This is a genomic window from Thermosyntropha lipolytica DSM 11003, assembly GCF_900129805.1.
Lineage (GTDB): Bacteria > Bacillota > Syntrophomonadia > Syntrophomonadales > Syntrophomonadaceae > Thermosyntropha > Thermosyntropha lipolytica.
In genome coordinates this window covers 1-21,612 of sequence record NZ_FQWY01000034.1, presented here as the reverse complement: position 1 = coordinate 21,612, position 21,612 = coordinate 1, and the positions used below count along the sequence as shown (strand labels likewise).

Here is a 21,612-nt window from a genome sequence, read left to right as displayed (position 1 = left end):
ATGGTGGGCGATGCAGGGCTCGAACCTACGACCCCCTGCTTGTAAGGCAGGTGCTCTCCCAGCTGAGCTAATCGCCCCAATTGGTGACCCCTAGGGGATTCGAACCCCTGTTACCGGCGTGAAAGGCCGGTGTCTTAACCACTTGACCAAGGGGCCTTTTTTACCTGCTCAACGATTGTTATTTTACATGTTTTATAGCCCAAAGTCAATACTTTTTATCTCCCATTTAAAAATCGACATTGCTGGGGCTAAAACCTTTGCCAAAAGCTTCAATAGTCTCATTTATTATTATAAATGCCTCACTATCAATCTGAAACACAATTTCTTTCAGCCTGGGCAGCTGAGTTTTACCTACAGTCACCAAAATAATTTTTCTCTGTCTCCCCGAATAAGCACCTTCAGCCGGTATGTAAGTACATCCTCTCCCCAGATCATTCATGATAGCATAAGCTATAGCTTCCGCCTGTTCGGATATTATCATAGCTGTGCGGGTAACATTGGGGCCTGCTTCTACCGCATCCAAAGTTTTAGAAAAAACATATATCGATATAGCTGAAAACAAAGCTAGTTCCAGGTTAAACACTGCCAGGGAAAGAGCCAGAACCACCAGATTGCCAATAAAAAAAGTCTGTCCTATACTATATCCCCATATTCTTTTTACTATAACTGCTATTATATCCATCCCGCCTGAAGAAGCCTTATAACGCAGAATAATTCCTGATCCTAATCCATTTAAAGCTCCCCCAAAAATGGCCGCCAGCAAAAGATTATCTAGATTAAGGTCAATAGGCGGCATAATACCCAGTAAGACTGTCTGCAGCAAAGTAGCAAATAAGCTGTAAAAAACAAAGCGGCGGCTTACAAACTTATAGCCGGCCAAAAAAATAGGGATATTAAGGAGTATAAACCATACCCATACATCTATTCCGGTAATAAATTGTAAAACAATAGCTATACCTGTAACCCCACCAGTTAAAACTTTAGCCGGTATGAGTATAGATTGTATAGCAATAACTACAATAATAGAACCTGCTATTATACCTATAATATCTTTCCAGGAAACCTGTTCACCCCAACTGCTTATTCCTTTTTTTATCGGCATACTCACCCTAGCTCCTCCTCCTTTCCTGGATTTATTTTCTCATATATTTTTAAAAATAAAAACAGGCTGTATTATATACAGTCCCCGATTTAAATACAAGTAAAAAATATACAATTTATCGCCAGTTTAAAAATGGTGCAAAGCAAACATGTAAAATCACTGGCCTTTAAATAAAAATCCCTCTTCCTGTTCTGCTTGCTTTCATCTGCCTGTATCAATTATATTAAGTTAAGTAATTAGCAAAAACGGCAGGAGGACAATTATGCGCTTTAAAGGCAATCTAGGCGAAGACAGCATAGGAAGACTGCTTATAACCATGTCCCTTCCCGCCATGATTGGCATGACTATCCAGGCATTATACAATATTGTCGATACCTTCTGGGTAGGAAAAATAGGTACGGGAGAAGCTATTGCCGCCTTAACCATCTGTTTTCCTATTCAAATGGTTATGATTGCTATCGCTTCCGGAACGGGAATAGGTTTAACCTCTATTATCTCACGCCGGTTGGGGGCCAAAAAAGTTAATGATGCAGTAAATGCAGCCGAACACGGCCTTTTGATCGTTTTCATATATGCGATCATTACCGTAGTCGTAGGCCTGCTATATATAGAACAAATCCTCGCTATCTTTGGGGTTACTCCTGAACTTTACCCCATGAGTTATGACTATATAAACATTATTTTTCTGGGAAGCATACTAAAATATTTTGCTATGATGTCAGGGAGCATGATTCAGGCCGAAGGCAATGCCGGCATACCTATGCGGTCAATGGTCACCGGGGCTATAACCAACATGGTCCTGGACCCTTTCTTCATCTTCGGCATCGCCCCTTTCCCGGCCCTGGGAGTTAAGGGAGCAGCTATCGCTACCCTCATAGGCCAGGCAGCCGGAGCCGGAATTAATCTGCACTATCTTTTTTTCAGCCATCAAAGCCAGTTAACACCCAGGCTGAAAAGTTTCAAATTTAACCTCTTTATTTTTAAAGAAATATATAAAGTAGGTTTTCCTTCCATGATCATGCAGCTGGTAGGAAGCCTTATACTGCTCGTCCTAAACCACAGCCTGGCTCCATATGGATATCGCGCTATTGCTGCTATGGGTATATACTTCCGGGTGCAATCCCTTATATTCATGCCCCTTTTCGGGCTAAATCAAGGACTCATACCTATTGTAGGTTTCAACTACGGAGCCAGAAACTTAAGCCGTATGAAATCAGCTATCAAAAAAGCCCGCCTGGGAGCATTTATCCTAATGAGCATAGGTTTTATAGGGTTTCAACTTTTTCCTGCTCAGCTGGTTTCTATTTTTAACCAGGATCCTGAGCTGATAGAACTGGGAGTAATCGCTATGCGCAACATAACCTGGCTGCTTCCTCTCGTAGGTCCTTCCATAATAATGTCCAGCACTTTTCAGGCGGTGGGCAAAGGATTTACTGCCATGTGGCTTTCCCTTTTGCGCCAGGTGATACTTTTACTCCCCCTGTTATTTATCCTGCCCAGGTTCTGGGGTATAAAAGGCATATGGCTGGCCTTCCCCTTTTCCGATTTCATCTCCATAACTATAACCGCCCTGGTCTTTATGAGATATATGAAACATCTAGAAAAACATGGCTTCCCCGAAACAGCTGCTTCATAAGTCCCTCCCCTCCTCCCCCAGGGGAGGTATTTTTTTGTCAAAATAAGTTATATTATTTTTCCCTGCGGTTAATACTATTAAGAGGCATAATTTCATATTTAATATTTAAGCCGTTTATTAAATTCCACCATCTCATTAAGGCGAGCAGGGAGGTAAATACATATGTTATCAGTTATTCTGGCCGGGGGCAAAGGCTTAAGGCTTTGGCCGGAAAGCAGAAGTTTTCGCCCCAAACAGCTCTGCCAGCTGGTAGATGAAAAATCTATGCTGGAACATACTATTGACAGGCTAAAAAAGGCAGGCTCAGAAAAAATAATCATTTTAACTAATCAGAGTCTAGTAAAAGCGATTGAAGAACTGATAAGCCAGCATCCAGATAAAAACAACATCCAGATCATAAGCGAACCAGAGAGCAAAAATACGGCTCCTGCCGTAGGACTGATTCTCTCTTACTATGCAGAAAACATAGATGATATAATCGGTTTCTTCCCCGCCGATCATCATATATTAAACTTGCAAAAGTTCACAGCAACGATAGAAAAAGCTTGTCTAGCCGCCAAGGCCGGCCACTTAACTACCATCGGCATCAAACCTGATCGTCCTGAAACCGGTTTCGGCTATATAGAAAAAACTAAACTAGAAGTAGGGCAAATCCCGGAGGTATATCAGGTTAACTCCTTTTATGAAAAGCCTGATTTTAAAACTGCCCTCAGTTACATAAAAAGCGGTAATCATATGTGGAATTCAGGCATATATATCGGCAAGGTTAAAACCTTTTTAGAGGAATTTGCTCATAATCTTCCGGAAATATATGAAAAAATAAAAAAAGGTCCTGAATTCTATATAAATTCATACGCAGAAATGCCGGACATAAGCATAGATTACGGCATAGCCGAAAAATCATCCCGGCTGGCTGTAGTCATTTCCGATTTTGGCTGGTGCGACTTAGGCAGCTGGAATGCATTAGAAAAAATACATCCTAAAGATGAATACGGAAACATCGCATTCGGTTCCGACATCTTATTCTTAGATGCAGGTAATTGTATAGCCAGACAAAAGGAAAAAACCCTGGTTCTGTTCGGAGTAGAAAATCTGCTGGTAGTGGAAACGGAGGATATAGTGTTTATAAGCCACCGTGATAAATGCCAGGACATGCGGGAAATTACACATATACTCCAAAAAATCGGGCGCTACGACCTTTTGTAATATTACTAAGGAGGAGATTAAGATTAAAAATATATTCAGGCAATATGACATCCGCGGCATAGTAGGGAAAGATCTTACTTTTGAAAATATGGATAATATTGTGCGGGCTTTTGCCTTTTACGCTCATAAAAAAGGAGAAAACACCATGCTCCTCGGCATGGATAACCGGGAATCATCTCCCCATCTGCACAGCATAGCTGTCAATGCCCTTTTGGAATCTGGCTTTAACATTGTTGATCTAGGAACCGTAATAACCCCCATGTTCTATTTTGCTGCCCGTCATCTTGCTATCAAAGCTGGCATTATGATCACTGCCAGCCACAATCCTAAAGAATATAATGGCATGAAGCTCCTTTTAGGGGAATCCACCATCTATGGTGAGGAAATCCAGCATATAAGGGAATTAACAGAAAAAAAACAGTCCTTAAGCGGAAGGCCCGGATTTAAGGAAAATGTTAATATTTTCCCCGTCTATGCCGAAATGATAAAAAACAAAATAGGCCCTCTTCCCCGCAAATTAAAAATAGTCCTCGATTGCGGAAATGGTACGGCTTCCTTTTTTGCCCCTTACATATATAAAAGCCTGGGCTGTGAAGTAATAGAGCTGTACTGCGAATCTGACCCTCATTTTCCCAACCACCATCCTGATCCGGTTGCTCCTGAAAACATGCAGGATTTGGCCCGCAAAGTTAAAGAAACCGGAGCCGATTTCGGCATCGGTATCGATGGAGATGGCGACCGCATCGGGGTAGTAGACGACCAGGGAAACCTGATATGGGGAGATATGCTGATGATACTTTTCTTTCGGGATATACTTCCCCGCTATCCTGGTACCCCGGCCATAGTAGAAGTAAAATGTTCCCAGAGCCTTATTGATGAAATAAACCGGCTGGGCGGAAAACCTGTCCTGTATAAAACCGGCCATTCCCTTATAAAAGCTAAAATGAAAGAAATCGGAGCTGTATTTACCGGGGAAATGTCAGGCCACATGTTTTTTGCTGATGAATATTACGGCTTTGATGATGCAGTTTATGCCGGAGCCCGCCTTATTTCACTGGTGGCGCATAAAGGCGAAAAGATAAGCCAGATGTTATCTGATATACCTAAATACCATGCTACTCCTGAACTGAGAATAAAAAGTAGTGATGAAGAAAAATTTGCAATAGTAGAAAAAGCATTAAACCATTTTAAGAACCATTACAAAATCATTGACATCGATGGAGCCCGTATAATATTTCCCCATGGCTGGGGACTGGTGCGCGCTTCCAATACAGGTCCTGAAATCATTGTCCGCTGCGAGGGGGATTCCCCCGAAAATCTGGAAAAAATAAAAAAAGAAATCTTCGATTTTTTGGCTCAAATATCCTAACTTTTAAAAAATGGTAAGGTATACTTTATAGCAATATATGGAAAAATATTTAAAAAATTTATTAAGGAGGCAATAACCTTGTCTATTGTAAATTTAGGCACCTTCCCCCCCAAACAATGCGGTATAGCTACTTTTTCCAAAGATTTAAAAAACAGCCTGGAAATAAACGGGGAAAAAGTACAGATCATCGCAATTTCAGATAGCAACTATAATTATAATTATGGGGAAGAAGTTATTTTTAATATAAAACAGCAGCAAAAAACCGACTATCAGCAAGCAGCTCTTCTTATAAACAATACACCTGATATTGAACTGGTAATAGTTCAGCATGAATACGGCATATACGGTGGAGAAAGCGGAAACTATATCCTTAATTTTACAGAAAACCTGAATAAACCATATATCGTAGTAACCCATACCGTTCTGCCCCGGCCGCAAAAAAGACAGCTTAATACATTGCAAAAATTATGTTCCAGAGCCGAGGGAGTAGTATGCATGACAGAACATTCGGCTCATCTTTTAACCAGATTATATAAAGTAAACCCTGATAAAATAAAAGTTATCAGTCACGGAGTACCTCCTTTTAAAAAAGAAAACCCTGAAATCCTCAAGGCTAAATATGGGTTAACCGGATACCAGATAATAAGCACTTTTGGCCTTATCGGCCCGGGCAAAGGCTTAGAACTGGGTATTAGAGCGATGTCCGAAGTAGTAAAAGAATATCCCGGGACTAAATACCTCATCTTAGGACAAACCCATCCTATGCTCAAAAGCCGGGAAGGGGAAAAATATCGGGAGATGTTAATCCATTTAATAAAAGAGCTTAACTTAGAAAACCATGTTCAATTCGTAAACAAATTTTTATCTGATGAAGAACTGGGAGAATATCTCTATCTTACTGATATTTATCTCAGCCCATATCCCAATAAAGACCAGGCGGTAAGCGGCACTTTAACCTTTGCTATCGGCTGCGGCCGGGCCATTGTATCTACAAGCTATACCTATGCTTTAGAAGTCTTAAAAAATGAGCGAGGGCTTTTGGCATCCAAGGCAGATCCTCATGAACTAGCCTGCTTGATCAAAATGATATTAGGGAGCCGGGAACTTAAAGAAAAATTACAGTCCCGTGCTTACGAGCTGGGGCAAAAATGGTCATGGCCCAGTATAGGCCAGGAATATACCTGCTTCATAAGAAAAATTATACAAAACAGCAAAGGAGAACAAAAGCTAAACTATGCTGGACTATAGGCATCTTATGCGCCTCACCGATGAAAACGGCATACTTCAGTTTGCCCATTTAGGTTCTCCCGACCCTTTAAGCGGATATACCCTGGATGATAATGCCCGGGCACTAATTATAGCTCTTCACATGGAAGAAGGTTATGAACTGGCATATAAGTATGCATCCTGGCTTTTAAATGCTATAAGGCCTGATGGACGCTGGTCCAACCTGCAGGTTAACGGTACCTACTACCATCACCTGGATTCCGCGGACAGCATAGGAAGGGCTCTTCTGGCCTGCAGCCTGGGCCTTAATAGCCCTTTTCCCGATATAAAAACCATGTGTCAGAATATGCACACGGCCTTTATAGCTTCTTGCCTTAAATTTACATCACCCCGGGCCATTGCCTATACCCTGCTGGGCTTATGCAAGATAGAAGATGAAAAGCAAAGACAAAAATATATGGATAATTACGGCCATAAATTGGCCGAATTTCTAATCTCTCTTTACCAGAGCAGTCATACCAGAAAATTTCGCTGGTTCGAGCCTTACCTTACTTACTGTAATGGCATATTGCCACAGGCTCTCTGGGCCTATTATGCCCTAAGCGGAAATAAGAAAGCCCTCAAAATAGCGCATGATTCTCTGCATTTTCTAAACAGCATCCTTTTCAAAAAAGGCCATTTAAATATAATAGGCAACCGGGGATGGTACCATAAAGGCAAGAAAATCCCCTTCTACGACCAGCAGCCGGTTGATGCCGCTTCTACTGCCTTTGCCTGTTTTGAAGCCTATAATGTAAGCGGAGAAAGCGAATATCTGGAACTGGCCATCCTTGCCCATAAATGGTACCGGGGACACAATATAAATAACCTTCCTCTCTATGATAAAAAAACCGGCGGCTGCTTTGATGCCCTTACCCCGGAAGGGGTAAACATCAACCAGGGAGCTGAAGCCGTAATATCCCTTCTCCTCACTGACACCCTCATGTTAAGCTTCCTTCGTGAAAAAGCTGATATGGAAAAAACTTCTTAAAAATATCCCTCTTGACAGCGAGGGATATTTTTATTTACACTCATCTTAAACATATGAATAATTGTTCAAATGTTTATATGGAGGTGGAGGATGGAAAACGACAGACACAGGGAAGATTTTTGTGAGGTTCATCAGGTACATGAAGAAAAGGTAGCCGAAGTAAAGAGGATAATGCTTCCCGAAGAAAAAGCCCAGGCACTGGCCCAGATTTTTAAGACCTTAGGCGATCCTACCCGCATACGCATCATCTTTGCCCTTATGCAGGGAGAACTTTGCGTATGCGACCTGGCCGAAATAACTGATTCTTCCGAATCATCTGTTTCCCATCATCTGCGCCTTTTGCGTACTCAAAAACTGGTCAAATACCGCCGGGAAGGCAAAAACCTTTTTTATTCACTAGATGACCATCATGTAGAAAAGCTTTTTAAAGAAGGATTGAAACATGTATACGAATAAGGGGAGAGGTTTAAAATGGCAGAAGCAGTTTTAGAAAACAATCAGATGAAAATAATTCAGGCTGATTTTTATGTATCCGGGCTTGACTGTCCAAGCTGTGCCGCCAAGCTGGAAAAAGCAGTACAGGAGCTTCCGGGAGTAGTCAGTGCTTCCTTGAATTTTGCCAGCGGCAAGCTTAAGGTGGCATTAAAAGAAGAAAAAGATATCAAAGAAGAAATCATAAGGCTTGTTCATTTTTTAGGCTATGAAGCTACGGAAGCCGGCGAGATAAGAAGGGTCGAAAAAGTGATAAAAGATGACTTGGAAAATCTGCTTTTTAAAAATCCCTTCGGTATAAGCTTAATTATATCAGGAATAACCCTTTTGGCCGGCTTGGCGGTATGGCTTACCGTCGGAAGATATGAGATAGTTAACCTCTTTTTCACGGCCGGTATAATCGGGGGCATCATAATGCCAGCCCGCAATGCCTGGAACACTCTGGTTAAACTGCGCAGTCTGGATATTAATGCCCTGGTTATAATCGCCGTCATTGGAGCTATATTAATAGGCGAAACAGCTGAAGGAATAGCAGTAGTTTTTCTCTATTCTCTGGGCAATTTCCTCCTGGCTTATACCTTTGACCAAACGCGAAATTCCATAAGAAGTCTTATGGAGCTGACACCCAAAGAAGCCCTGGTTATAAGCGAAGAAGGAGAAATAATAAAACCTCTGTCCCAGATAGAAATCGGAGATATAGTCCTGGTGCGTCCCGGGCAAACAATCCCGGTTGACGGCATCGTGGTAGACGGAAACTCGGATGTTGATCAGTCCCCCCTTACCGGCGAATCGGTACCGGTATACAAAAAAGCGGGAGATGAAGTGCTGGCAGGAACCTTAAATACCAACGGGATTTTAAAAATAAAAGCTACCCGGCCTTATAAAGATACAGCTTTGCAAAAAATCATATATCTGCTTGAAGAATCCCAGGCCGAGCGTTCCCCGGCCCAGCAAACAGTGGATCGTTTTGCAAGCTACTATACCCCGGCCGTTATCCTGCTAGCCCTGCTGGTAGCCGCCGTTCCTCCACTGTTATGGGGAGCAGATGCCCATAAGTGGATTTACCAGGGATTGGCTCTTCTCCTTATTGCCTGTCCCTGCGCCCTGGTGATATCCACCCCGGCAGCCATAGTTTCAGCTTTAGGCAATGCTTCCCACCGGGGAGTGCTTATAAAAGGGGGAAGCTATCTGGAAGAACTGGGACGCATTCAGGCTATGGCCTTTGATAAGACGGGAACCTTAACTAAAGGGGAACCTGAAGTAAGCCAGGTTATACTTAAAACTGGTGATGAAAAAGCCTTTTTAAGCATAGCCTATGCCCTGGAAAAAAATTCAGAACACCCCTTAGCCCAGGCCATAACCGCGTATGCCCGGTTAAGAGAAATAGAAACTCTGGAAGTAAGCGACTTTCAAAACATTCCGGGAAGAGGAGTTTATGGAATTATTGACGGAAACAAATATTATATCGGCAATCCTCTATTTATCGAACAGAACGGCATCGACTTAACCCCGGTAAAAGAGGATATAGACGCTCTGGAAAAGGCAGGACAAACCGTGGTCATCCTGGCTTCCCCGCCAAAAATATGGGGACTTATCGGCATAGCCGACACTTTGCGTAAAGAAGCTAAAGAAACAGTTGCCCGGCTTAAGAAGGCAGGCATACAGGAGATAATTATGCTCACCGGAGACAATGAAAAAGTAGCCGCCAGCATAGCAGATAAAATCGGCCTTGCCCATTTTAAATCCGGACTTTTACCGGCGGAAAAAGCAGCCAGCATAAAAGAGCTAAAGGCTAAATACCGGCTGGCTATGGTAGGAGACGGCATAAATGATGCTCCGGCCCTGGCTTCTGCCGACATAGGCATAGCCATGCGGCATAAAAAAACCGACATAGCTATGGAAACTGCCGACATAGTCCTTATGTCCAACAACCTGTCCCTCCTGCCTTATATCATAAACTTAAGCCGGCAGACAGTAAGGATCATAAAACAAAACATCCTAGCATCAGTACTCATAAAATTATTGATCTTCCTGCTCATAATCCCCGGTATGCTCACCATGTGGCTGGCCGTGGTAGCTGATGTAGGAACAGCCCTCGCCGTAACCCTTAACGGCATGAGGCTTCTTAAATACAGAGAAGGCGGTGTATAAGCACCGCCTTCAGATAGTTGAAAAATGGGGTATCTTTTCAATTTGTTACTTTTTTAGGAATTTATTACTCTATTGTAAATAAATTAAAAACAGCTGCCAACAATGACTTTGTCGACAGCCTGATAAAACTTTTACTTTTTATGAACTAATCTATATCCCGGGGCTGATTACCTGAGATGTCATTATTTTCCAGAACGGTAGCATCACCCTGGGTTATGCTTAACCCCCCAACTCCGCTGTGGTATTCAGCAGTATTATTGTTTATTTTATTACCTTTAATAACCGGGTTAGCCTGAGCAACTCTAATGCCACCACCAAACATCCCCGCATGATTATTTTTTATCTGGTTATCAATTATTTCAAGCTGTGCATCTACACCTGCAAGAATTCCCCCACCTGAACCTGTGGAACCAGTAGTGTTATTCATTATTGTATTTCCAATAATAACAGCATTGGACATCTGAGCAAAAATTCCACCACCATTATCGGCATAATTATCTTTAATAATATTATTCTTTATGGTTGCTGAAGTCCTTGCCATCAGAGAAGCAATACGTATACCTCCACCATAATCGCTTTTACCATTAGTTATAGTGAAACCTTCCAGCACTGCATCCCTGGTTTCTCCACTCTCAAATATAACTACTGAGTCCCTGCCACCGCCATCTATGATAGTTGAACTTACAACATTATAATCCGAAGGATTAGTACTACGTACAGTAATATTCTTACCTTTAAAGTTAATATTTTCATTATAAGTTCCCGGAGCAACAATAATTGTATCACCATCACTGGCTGCATCTATAGCAGCTTGTATAGCCGGAAAATCCGATGGTACATTAATTACCTTGCCTTTTAATTCGGGATATTTTTCCTTTGCTTCCCCATTTTCCCCCTGCAAGTTCGATTCAGGTCCGGAAGATGGAGTCGGTTTACTACCCCCACAGCCAGTTATGATAAACAAAGCCATAATAACTATTAATAATATAGATAACCGATATAGCTTTTTACGCATAATTTTTCCTCCCTGTTATTTCTGGTGCCCGCTTTCATCTATAATTTTCTTGATAAAATCATTTATAGGATCAATGCCGGTAAATTTTTCCTTCTCCCCTGACTGTATATGTTCAATCTCTCCTAACCAGTGTTCTCTTTCTCCTCCCTTCCACAATTTAATCAAGAAAGACAAAGTTTCTTTCCTGGACATAGCTAAACCCCCTAAATAGTTAATTGGCAAACTTTTCCTCATCTTAACCCCCATAATTTATCGGGGGCTCTGAAAAAAGAGCCCTCATTTAAAAATGGGCTTCCTAATAATTCACCTATTAAATGTGCAGACAATAGATCTGTTTCTACATGGGAGCAACAAATGCAAAAGTTTTAAAAATCTCCCTTGCCTGTTCAATATGTTTCGCATACAGATCACGGGGAGCAGTGTAGGAAAATTGATGAAAAATATTTTCATCGCGCTGGATAAGAACTGTCCACATCATAAATTCCTCTCCTTGTTGGAAGAAGTTGCAGGTAAATTCGATATAGGGAACGTTATACCCGCTGATGTCCATCATACCTTCTGCCTTCTCCAGCACCTTTCCTCCCGTATTTTCTATATCGTTTTGATAATCCTTTAAGAAATCGTGCAGGTTTTCATAATTACCGCCGGCAGCGCGGGAAAGAACATTCTGGATATTTACTGTTGTATAATATTCTTCTGTACCTTGAGGACCGCTGAAAATAACCGTATGCTCATTAGTTTGTTCATAAATCCAGTGCTGGGGATAGGCGAGTTGATATCCTAACTGGCTGCTCTTAAAGATCTTCATGTTGTTTGGCTGTTTCACTGCTTGTTCACCTGAGCCAGCCGAAGGCGAAACCTGCGAGGTTCCCGTCTGCCCGGCATCTTTTGCCCCCGAGCCTCCACATCCTGCCAGCAGAAAGAGAAGGGCAACCATTACCAGACATATTTTAAAAAGCATTTTTCTTTTCTTCTCCATAATCTGTTACCTCCTTAATAATATTTTTCAAGAGTAAAAAAATTTTTGTGATCTCCCCCCTTTCCCTTGATTTACAGGCAAACCCCAGGTTATAAAGCTATCTAAAGGCTGGATGCTTTTACTACCACTGTTCTGGCTACCCGGTCACCCAGACGCTGTTTGCGGGGAGATGTCCAGATGAGGATAATTCCCAGCAGGTAGAAAAAGGGTAGAAAATCTATGATCCTTAATATATTGCGGACCAGGGCATCGGTTATGCTACAAGGGCTTCCATCAACCTTGCGCACCCTCAGTCCTAAAGCTAATTTACCCAGGGTTCCACCTGTTTTTCCTTCCATTAAAACAAAATAAGCAATTCCTATTATGAACATCAGAAAAGCAGGTGCTCCCTCCATAGCATATCCATCTGCAGTTGTATTTCCGGTAATAAAAGCAATAACATATCCCAGAACAAAAAATACAAAAGAGTCAATAACAAGAGCAATAAAACGCAATCCGACCCCTACAAAAGCCATTTCTGCAGAGGGAGAGGCATAAGGAGCTGGGGGTACCATATTGGCACCTGCTGGCGGCGGATAAGCATAGGGTGCTGCTGATGGCATAGTCCCCTGCGCTGGCGGAAGAGGAGGCGCAGGAGAAAACAGACCCGGTATGTTCTGGGCATAATCCCAGTTGCCAGAGCTTTCTTCCCGTATCAGGTCAGTTTTTAATATACGTCCTTCACGGGCATAACTTATCAGCTGTTCCCAGTCATAAGGACCATATTCAGTATTATCCCTTCGCAAAAACCATTTTCCCATTTTTATACCTCCCAGAATTATTTTTTTATATTTCAAGAAGGCATTGGAGGCGGTTGTGCCTCTTGCCTTTTATCAGCCAAAGGTGGCGAAGCGGGCACTTGACTTTTTTTCGGCATCGGTGGTGGTTCAATTTTTATTTCTCTCCGGGTAAAAGAAGGTGATTTAGCAAAAAGACCAGGCATACAACAGCGCAAACTAATCTCTATATCATCAAAAAGCTGAATCGGTGCTATTCCTTTAAGATTTACCTGTTCTCCTTCCTGTTCGATACGCAGCATATCAAAAACACCAGACTGAAGATATATAGCTTCTGCCCGATAAAGTATGGCCGGGTCAAGATTATTTTTTTCTCCCAGCCATACCGTGTTTAAGTCCAACCTTGTTCCCAGGTTAGAAAGCCGCAAAATAAGGTGCTCAGTTTTTTCGTCCAGAACAAATTTACTATAATCATGGGATGCCGGCTTAAACAGTTCCTTATCTGCCAACCTACGCAAGCCCTGTTCTATTCGGTTTGCACTCCATTCTATTTTTTTCTTCTGTAAGGTTATTAAGGCATTGCTAATGGGAAAACGCGTAGCCAGCAGTTCTTCCCTCACAGCTGCTTCTACTAATTGTGGGGTAAGAATAAAGGGAAAACCTCTTACCCCCTTTCCTTTTTCCAGCCATTTTGCCTGCAGCCCTAAATCCAGGCAAATCCCGAGAAGAAAAGCTTCTTCTTCAGGCAAGGAAACTATAAAATCTATACCTTTAAGCAGACTGCTTCCTGTACATTCCTGGAGAAATTGCACTATCTCATAAACCGGAGCAGGATATTTAATCGATATTGTAGTCCCGGCCATGGAAATAGAGGCAGTTTCTCTGCCTTTACTTCCCGCATCAAGAATCATAATATCAACAGGCTGCTGTAATCCTTGATAATGAATATGAACATAAGCCTGAGTTTGGGTAAGTATTTTTAAGATTTTTTCCCCTTCCACAGTTAAATTATCTTTATCTTTAAGCCATCCAGATTCTATAAAAGCAATTTCCGGGTCTTTTGAAAATATATCTTCCCCTGCTCCAAAATTTATTAAACCAAGAGGGGATATGACAGAAGCCTTTTCTCCCCACCTTTTTTTCAGATATTTCCATTCATTAACCCCTAGATTAGTTTCCATTTTAGTTCCTCCTTTCAAGGAGCAAAATGCTGCCTTTAATCTTTAGGTTTCTTCCAGTTTTTATACTTGTCAATCAGTTCATCCCGCCAAACATCCTGCATAGCATCAGGTATAAGTGATTTGAAATCAGGACGTATCACCTTAAGTCCTGCATCTGCTATGGCAACATCAAGTTCTACCTTGCCATCTGTTATCAGCTGTTTCCCGGTATTAGCTACAGTTTGCCAGGACAATTGCGTAATTTTTCCAGCCTCACCGATTTTAAGTTTGTTCCCCAAAGCTCCCGTAGCAGTATCATATACACCGCTTCCGATACCTTTTGCCACTACATCTGTCCACTGTTTTAATCTTTGATCCCATGTTTGTTCATTAACTAAAAGAAAATCTGGTCCCATCATATCCCGTGGTGTTTGCTTATAGGTATTTAAGTACCTTTGTATACTCTCAACTTTTGGTCGCTCATGGGGGGGAAAATCTTCGATTTTTTTGCCAGCATCTAATTCCTTTAACAGTTCATGCATAGTTATAGGATCTATGTTAAGCTGTTCTGACATCATCACCTGATTATTCCAGCTTTGACTTGCACCACCTGCAATATCTCTTACAATGCGGTAAGGCATGGCAATTGCTGTTCCTATTCCTACTGGTTTTCCTACATTTAAAACTTTTTCCCCAGCATCAATAATTTTATCTGCGGTATAGCTAAGAGTCTTAGTTCCATAGTAAAGAAGATTAAGAGGCCTTATAAGGTTTTGTTGCATAACTGCTTCCATAGCAGCAATATCTCTTTTGCGCTCTGCTATATCCCTTTGAAAATCCAGGCGTTCCCGTCTGGCATTAGCAAAGGCTTGAGCCAGATTATCACTTAAACCCAGACTTGAAAGGTCAATATCTACTTCTCCACTAATATACCTGTTTAGTAAGTCAGTTTCTTCCTCCTGTGCTCTAAGGCGTTCCGCCTGTTCGGCTAGATTTTTCTCATACTGTCTCTGTGTATCTTCTGCCATCCGCTGCCGGGCTTGCTGCATTTGAGCGGCAGCCTGTGCGCTCTCATGCCATTGATTATCGACAAAAACATGACCTTGACTTAGATGCCATAAGTCTTCTTCATATCTCTCCACCGGACACCAAAAAGGCTCCTCAGCCAAATCACCTACCGGTTTATACCATATATATTCCTTTCCATCTTCACCAATAATTCTGGGTAAATCTTTTGGAAGCGGATAGCCCTGTAACTGGTTTAGCAGAGATGGTTGACTGGAGGAAGGAATAGTTTGCACTCCCTGCATAAGCGATAAAGCGAGCACCATTAAAGCTGCAGAACCTGCAGCTACAGCCATTTTTTCTGCAGAAGATAACGGTTTTGAGTAGTCAGATGGAGAGGAAGGAGCAGGGGTTTCCTTTACTGGACTTGCCTCCTTTTTCCCAGCAGGTGCTGCTTGCATTTCTCTTAGGCGAGCTTCCCACGAACCAAAAAGAAATACATGTCCCAGTTCTTCATTAAACCTTTCCCAGGTGCCGGTAGCATAAGTGCCTGAATCATTCATTTTACCCTTAAGGGTTAGGTATTCTATAGGATAGTGTTTATACAAATAAGCTTGCATTACAAATACCATATAGATTTCTTTTTCGGTCATTTCCATTTTGATAATAGATGATGACATAGGAAATCCAGAATCACCAAAAAGTATATCATCCAGTCCCTGTCTTACAAATAAATTGCCAGCCGAATCCCTTTCTATAGCTATTATAAATTTTTCCACATACCCAATATTTTGCAGCCAGTTAGGCTGATTTACAGCAGCTGAAGATAGTTCATACCTGTTTTCGGGCAGAGTATAACCACCATAATCTACTCCTTCAACAGTAAGATAAAAATCCCAAACTGCTATAGTTTCGCGATCCGTAGCTGGTCTACGGGTAACAACAGTACCATCCTCTCTTTTTTCAGTTACCCATCCCTCTCTATGCCTTTCAATAAAATAGCCATTATCTAACGGATAAGATTTGCTCAGTATGTTATAAAATATATCATAGCGATGCTCACGAGCTGACCCTTGATATTGTACCTGAGGATCGCTGGCAAAATCTTGCAAGGTTGCTGTACCCTGAGCCTTAACGGAAGGATAATCTATAAAAAGGATTATTGTAAAAGTAGTAATCAAAATCGCCATCCAGAATAATTTTTTTCTCATAGTTCTCCCTCCTTCCTGGCCAAATTCAGGTAACGAATAGCCCGGGTAAGGTATTGTAAACCGATAATTCCAGTCAGCAAAGAGAGCAGAGAAATCAAAGGTTCAAATGACACTCCCCTTATAAGGGTAAAAAATTGAATTATGGCCACCAGAATACTCCAGACTAAAAATCCCAGCCAGGTTCCACGGTCGGTAAAAATACTTTCCCTGGCCTCTTTGTAACTCATAAATCCCCATACAATACCTCCGATACTGCCTAAAACCAGCCAAAACATGATTTTGCCTAAAGCAAAAGGTTTGTATATTATCAATAACATAAATAGTACAGCTATTATGGAAAGTGCTGATATAATGAGAGTTTGAGCTTTTAATGTTTCCCAGATGCGAAATTGCCGGACGGTTTCTCTAACTGTCAACAAAAAAATTACTATCCAGAAAAAACTGATTAATTGAAGAAGCCAACTAATTCCAGCCCAGGCAATAACTAAAGTTAAAAAAAACATTCCACCTAAAAACAACCATCTGTTTTTTCCCTTTCCCACCGCTTTACTCCTTTTGCTAAATTTTTATTTCAAGTAAAATTATTATAATTTTTCCATCTAAACCTGTTCTAAATAAATTCTAAATATTTCTGAAAATATAAAAAAACTGCCGGGTTCGGCAGTAATACAATTTATAGAAACAACTTTATAAAATCTCTTTAATCAATCTTTGAATCTTTTCTTCGGGAGAAACGCCAAATTCCTCCCTAAGGGTCTTTTCGTATTTTTGATAATATTGCAAAGCTTCTTTTTTTTGGCCACTCTCGATTAACAGCTGTAGCAGTTCCTCATAATATCTCTCCCGGCAGGGCTCTTTTAAGATCAGTTCTTTATAAATCTTAATGCCTTTTTCTATCTGATTGTGCTTTACTGCCCAATCAGCCAGAATTTCCTGACCCTGGCACCATAGTTCCCGAATCCTTTCTCTAAAAGGAATTACCCAGTCATCATAAGGGTATTCTTCAAATAAATCTCCTTTATAAAGGGATAAAATGGCCTCCAGCTTTTTAATCCGGTTTGTATCATCATTCCCTTCCCAGTTTTGAATTAACTTTTCTCCTTCCTCCACAAACTCCCAGACATCACAATAGACATTTTCGCCAGGTTCCAGCCAAAGATGCCCTTTATTATATTTAATTAAATTAGAATGAGCAGCTTTTTTCAGTTCTGGCTCCAGTGCTTTTCTTAAGGTATATAAGCAGGAAGATAAGTTAGCAGAAGCAGTTTTCATATCCATTTCCGGCCAAAAGGTATCAAGGATTATATCCCTTTCGATCTTTTTTCCCTTATTAATCAATAAATATCTAAGCAGGCCGAAAACTTTATTGTTTTTCCATATATTATCGGGTATAGGTTTGTCATTAATGAAAACCTTAAATGCTCCTAAAGCATAGAACTTATATAGATAGCTTTTGTCTTCTCCCCATTCCTTGAGGATATTATCAATATATTCTTTTTCTATACCTTTACCAGCACAATATTTAAGTATTTTAACCAGATTTTCTTTTTCGCGATAGAAAAAAAAGCGGTAATCATTTGCTTTAACTACTTTCAGGCCTTCTTCCAAAAAAGAATTTATTACCTGGTTATCTTCACCCAAATCCAGCATAACTGCAGCAATATAAAAATCAGTGCGAGCCAATTCATACTGGGCATTCCAGGCAATAAAAATCTCCCTGGCTTTACTGAAAATTTCTCTGGCTTCAGCTAATTTGCCAGCCGCCCAGTATATCATGGCTAAATTCATATTGGCCTGTCCTATAAAATAATTAATACCCATTACTTCTGCTAATCTTAATGCTTCATGACCGTGTTCTAATGCAGCCGTAATATTTCCTGCTTTTCTATATAAACTGCTAAGACAGTGATGAGCTGCCGCCTCAAGTTGATTTAAGCCCAAAGTACCACCCAGAAAAATAGCATCATGGAAAGCTTCGATAGCTTTATCAATTTGACCTGTATCCCTTTGGATCTGGCCCTGGGTAAACAACGCAAAAGCTATAGCTCTATTATCCCCGGATTGTTCTGCTTTTGCCAAACAGGCTGCAACTAAATCACGGGCAACATCATATTCACCCAATATGCGATATATAATGGCCATATTAATTTTAGCCATTAATGATTCATGGCTATTACCTGCATTTTCCCACATTTTGCTGGCAAAACGAAAAGCACTTAATGCTTGCCTTAAGTTTTGCCGGGGATGATAGATAAAAAACTGATATTCCCTGGCCATAAAGGAAATTCTGTTTCTCGATAAATTATTTTTAAAAACTTCTATAGATTTTTGCAGCCACAGGGTTGACTCATTCCATTTTTCCAGCAAAAGATAAGATTGGGAAATAATACTGTAAATCTCGCCTAAAAGTTCACTTTTGCTATCGGTATCCAGATTATCTGCCATCTTTTCCAGGTATTCCAGGCTTTTAAAGCCATCCTCTAAAGCATTATGTCCATAACCTCGCTGCAAGTTATAATTTGCTTTTGTCATTAAGGTTTGGGCAATTCCATAATAATCTTGGTTATCTTCAAATCCTTTAAGGGCAATATGCAAATATTCTTCAGGTAGATTATATCCAAAACCGCCAAAAACCTCAGCCATCGCTCTATATAGCGTCAGGTAGGGGGATGATTTCAATATATTATCAGGGAGTTTATCCAGCCAGCTTTTGGCCTTTTCATACTCTCCCTGTTTAATCATCTGGGGTATTATATCCTGCATAACCAGAGATAAACTCCTGTAGTCTTCTGCCTGAAGCAAATGATTAAGTGCTTTTATCTTTTGCTTCCTTTCCCAGTAAAGGTGTCCGGCAGTCTGATGGAGCTTTTTTAATTCATCTTCTCCTGATACTGATAGCAGACGTCTCTCAAGATAATCTTTAAACATCTGAAGATATCTATATTCGTTTTCATCCAGTCGTGTGACAAAAAGATTTTTGACCACAGCTTCATCTAAAAGCTTTTCGGTTTCCCCATATCCAGTAAGTTCTGCAGCCAGGTTAACCTCTACGGTGTCTAAAATAGATGTTTGCTCAAAAAACCTGACCATTTCAGGTGACATTTTATTAATGACTTCTTCTCTTATGTATTCATCTGCATAGGAAATAAAGGTTTTTTCAGGGTGGGAAAGACCGTATTTCCTCTCTATTTCCATGGCATATCTGGCTAATTTTAAACCTGCAGCCCAGCCTTCAGTACTCTTCCATATTTTTAATATATCTTCCTCCGATAAATTCAAATCTTTAAAAAACCCCCTGGTTTCTTCCAGCGTAAATTTAAGCTTTTCCCCTTCTATTTCTTTCAGCCATCCTTTAGCTCTAAAACTTGCCAGGGGTAAGGGGGGAATATTCCTTGTAGTTAATATTATCTTCACCTGGGGGGGAAGATAGATAACCATTTTTTCCAGCAAGCTATTAATTAATGGAGCATGCTCAACCTGATGATAGTCTTCCAGGACTATATACAGGCCATCAGATAATGAGGATAAACTATTAATTATTAAAGCAACATAATCTTTTAATTCCCCTGGGCTACCTGTTTTTAAGCGGGGATGATTTCCTGATATTTTTTCTAATCCTGCTTCTAAATACTTCATAAACAAATGAATGTCACTATCTTCCTGATCCAGCTGGTACCATAAAAAAGGAATCCTCCTCCAGGCAAGAAAGGAACTAACCAGGCTGGTTTTGCCAAAACCTGCACCAGCATTAATAACAATCAATTTGGCTCCCGATTCTTCCAAAAAGGCAAAAAGCCTTTCCCGGATAAAAATATTATGTGGTTCCGGACATATGAGTTTTGTCGATATAATGGGATCCATAAAATCAAATCCTTTTAAAGTTCTTTTAGATATTCCTTAAGTTTATAAATATCTCCCGGTTCTTTTATAATTTTAAGGGCCAGAGATAAGACTTTTTTATCAGCCAGCCTTCTTTTTTGAACATCTTCAATATTTTTCAGATCCGCAATGTAACCCAGGCCGATAGTCCTTCTTATCATTTCTGTTCCACTGTAACCCATAGCATCTTCCCATATATCCTTAAGGATTTTTTCCAGATAGGGGGATGGCCATCTCCTTTTATCAATATTCAGCCATGCATTATAAATCTCCTCCCGAAAGGTATCCCAAATATCCTCTATCATTTGCATAATATACATTCTATACTGCCTGCATTGATACGGCTGGTCGGTAAGACCTTCTTGGGCAATCCAGTTGATTAGCAGGCTACCTATGATATTACCGATATCGAAACCAATAGGGCCATAGGTAGCAAATTCCAGATCTATGGCTTTACATAGATTATCACCTGCCATAATGCTTCCCGAATGGAGATCACCATGTATTAGTGCCTGGGGATAATTATTAAATTTATCCCTTAATGCGGCGATTTTAGATAAAAATTCTACATCATTTTGTAAAGCCCTGACTTCAGGATATTCCATGGCCTCCATCCTATTCCCCCAGCCTTCAGGGTGGTAAGGATTTGTTAATACCAAATCCTCGGTGATTTTTACCAGATCGGGATTTAAAAACAGGGAAATATTTCTCCTTTTAGCGGTTATATCGAGGAAGAAGTCAGAAGTATAAGCCATCACTCGCCCCAGATACCTTCCAATATTAACTCCTATATCAGATATGTATTCCCCTTCTATCAGGCAGTCTCTGAGGGTTTTGGCAGGATGGAGGTCTTCCATAATTATTAAAAACATGGCCGGATCTGTATGGTAAACTTCAGGTATTCCTTCTTTATATATTTCGCCATGTATCTGAAGGGCTTTCATCTCTACCAGGATTCTTACCGGGGTTAAAGGCCAGCTTTCCCCTACCCTTCTCACATAAGGAAGTCCTTGCTTTAAAATAACTGATCGGGAGCTGTTCTTTGACTTAACACGAAAAACCAGATTCAAATTGCCGTCAGAAATATCTTCTGCTATAAGTTCTTCATCACTCCCAAAAATTTCTTTAAGCTGCTGTTTTTTAACATATTCTGCTGCCGATTTAATATCCAAAGCCCGGTATTCTTTTAAATTCAGCTCATTAAAATAATCAATTCCGCTCATTTCCTTCCTCCCTACCCTCTCTTCTCCACTTTTCCGCTAAAGTCATCAGGTCCTCCCTCCTCTCAGGAAGTATTTTCTCTATACATTCTATAAGGATTTCCTCATCTATTTTTTCTACCGCTCCTAATATATATTCTATTATACTCACCTG

Annotated in this window: 17 protein-coding genes and 2 tRNA genes; 7 read left to right on the top strand and 12 right to left on the bottom strand. The window is 40.7% G+C overall.

The window, feature by feature from the left end; all coding sequences use genetic code 11:
• Position 1: 1 nt before the first annotated feature.
• From BUB92_RS08800 to BUB92_RS08790, 3 genes are all read right to left on the bottom strand, one after another.
• Positions 2–77 (bottom strand) — tRNA-Val (locus tag BUB92_RS08800).
• Between the two features lie 4 nt (positions 78–81).
• Positions 82–156: transfer RNA gene (locus BUB92_RS08795), tRNA-Glu, on the bottom strand.
• Between the two features lie 70 nt (positions 157–226).
• Positions 227–1,102, bottom strand: a complete 876-nt coding sequence (locus BUB92_RS08790) for a YitT family protein (protein WP_242939036.1) — start codon at positions 1,100–1,102, stop codon at positions 227–229.
• 262 nt (positions 1,103–1,364) lie between these two features.
• Here BUB92_RS08790 and BUB92_RS08785 point away from each other — a divergent pair, with 262 nt between their 5' ends.
• The 7 genes from BUB92_RS08785 to BUB92_RS08755 all read left to right on the top strand — a co-directional run bounded on the left by BUB92_RS08785 (position 1,365) and on the right by BUB92_RS08755 (position 10,213).
• Positions 1,365–2,738, top strand: a complete 1,374-nt coding sequence (locus BUB92_RS08785; RefSeq protein ID WP_073092994.1) for an MATE family efflux transporter — start codon at positions 1,365–1,367, stop codon at positions 2,736–2,738.
• Between the two features lie 162 nt (positions 2,739–2,900).
• Positions 2,901–3,944, top strand: coding sequence for a mannose-1-phosphate guanylyltransferase (locus tag BUB92_RS08780; RefSeq protein ID WP_073092991.1), 1,044 nt, complete (start codon positions 2,901–2,903; stop codon positions 3,942–3,944).
• A 1-nt stretch (position 3,945) separates the two neighbouring features.
• On the top strand, positions 3,946–5,313 hold the full coding sequence (locus tag BUB92_RS08775; RefSeq protein ID WP_479725430.1) for a phosphomannomutase/phosphoglucomutase: 1,368 nt from the start codon (positions 3,946–3,948) through the stop codon (positions 5,311–5,313).
• A gap of 78 nt (positions 5,314–5,391) precedes the next feature.
• Positions 5,392–6,561 (top strand): glycosyltransferase family 4 protein, encoded by a 1,170-nt coding sequence (locus tag BUB92_RS08770; protein WP_073092989.1) that lies wholly within the window; start codon positions 5,392–5,394, stop codon positions 6,559–6,561.
• Positions 6,548–7,570 (top strand): AGE family epimerase/isomerase, encoded by a 1,023-nt coding sequence (locus tag BUB92_RS08765; RefSeq protein WP_073092986.1) that lies wholly within the window; start codon positions 6,548–6,550, stop codon positions 7,568–7,570. The genes BUB92_RS08770 and BUB92_RS08765 overlap by 14 nt, the downstream gene beginning before the upstream one ends.
• Before the next feature lie 90 nt (positions 7,571–7,660).
• Complete coding sequence (locus BUB92_RS08760) at positions 7,661–8,026, top strand: ArsR/SmtB family transcription factor (protein WP_073092984.1); 366 nt, start codon at positions 7,661–7,663, stop codon at positions 8,024–8,026.
• A 15-nt stretch (positions 8,027–8,041) separates the two neighbouring features.
• Positions 8,042–10,213, top strand: coding sequence for a heavy metal translocating P-type ATPase (locus BUB92_RS08755; protein ID WP_073092981.1), 2,172 nt, complete (start codon positions 8,042–8,044; stop codon positions 10,211–10,213).
• Between the two features lie 145 nt (positions 10,214–10,358).
• Here BUB92_RS08755 and BUB92_RS08750 read toward each other — a convergent pair whose 3' ends face one another.
• The 9 genes from BUB92_RS08750 to mtnK all read right to left on the bottom strand — a co-directional run bounded on the left by BUB92_RS08750 (position 10,359) and on the right by mtnK (position 21,461).
• Entirely contained in the window at positions 10,359–11,228 is an 870-nt protein-coding gene (locus tag BUB92_RS08750; RefSeq protein ID WP_073092979.1) for a right-handed parallel beta-helix repeat-containing protein, read from the bottom strand.
• A 15-nt stretch (positions 11,229–11,243) separates the two neighbouring features.
• The gene (locus BUB92_RS11545) at positions 11,244–11,420 is read right to left on the bottom strand and encodes a hypothetical protein (protein ID WP_159432327.1); all 177 of its coding nucleotides are present in this window, start codon (positions 11,418–11,420) and stop codon (positions 11,244–11,246) included.
• 145 nt (positions 11,421–11,565) lie between these two features.
• Positions 11,566–12,207 carry a hypothetical protein gene (locus tag BUB92_RS08745; protein WP_073092977.1) on the bottom strand — a complete coding sequence of 214 codons (642 nt, stop codon included), beginning with the start codon at positions 12,205–12,207 and terminating at the stop codon, positions 11,566–11,568.
• Positions 12,208–12,308: 101 nt separating this feature from the next.
• Complete coding sequence (locus BUB92_RS11255) at positions 12,309–13,007, bottom strand: RDD family protein (RefSeq protein WP_084728433.1); 699 nt, start codon at positions 13,005–13,007, stop codon at positions 12,309–12,311.
• A gap of 32 nt (positions 13,008–13,039) precedes the next feature.
• Positions 13,040–14,164, bottom strand: coding sequence for a hypothetical protein (locus BUB92_RS08735; protein WP_073092974.1), 1,125 nt, complete (start codon positions 14,162–14,164; stop codon positions 13,040–13,042).
• A 35-nt stretch (positions 14,165–14,199) separates the two neighbouring features.
• Positions 14,200–16,359: a hypothetical protein gene (locus tag BUB92_RS08730; RefSeq protein ID WP_073092972.1), complete on the bottom strand. Its 2,160-nt coding sequence runs from the start codon at positions 16,357–16,359 to the stop codon at positions 14,200–14,202.
• Positions 16,356–16,676 carry a hypothetical protein gene (locus tag BUB92_RS11385; protein ID WP_143156913.1) on the bottom strand — a complete coding sequence of 107 codons (321 nt, stop codon included), beginning with the start codon at positions 16,674–16,676 and terminating at the stop codon, positions 16,356–16,358. The genes BUB92_RS08730 and BUB92_RS11385 overlap by 4 nt, the downstream gene beginning before the upstream one ends.
• Before the next feature lie 370 nt (positions 16,677–17,046).
• On the bottom strand, positions 17,047–20,220 hold the full coding sequence (locus tag BUB92_RS08720) for an AfsR/SARP family transcriptional regulator (protein ID WP_073092967.1): 3,174 nt from the start codon (positions 20,218–20,220) through the stop codon (positions 17,047–17,049).
• Between the two features lie 14 nt (positions 20,221–20,234).
• Positions 20,235–21,461 (bottom strand): S-methyl-5-thioribose kinase, encoded by a 1,227-nt coding sequence (gene mtnK / locus BUB92_RS08715; protein ID WP_073092964.1) that lies wholly within the window; start codon positions 21,459–21,461, stop codon positions 20,235–20,237.
• Between the last annotated feature and the right edge of the window lie 151 nt (positions 21,462–21,612).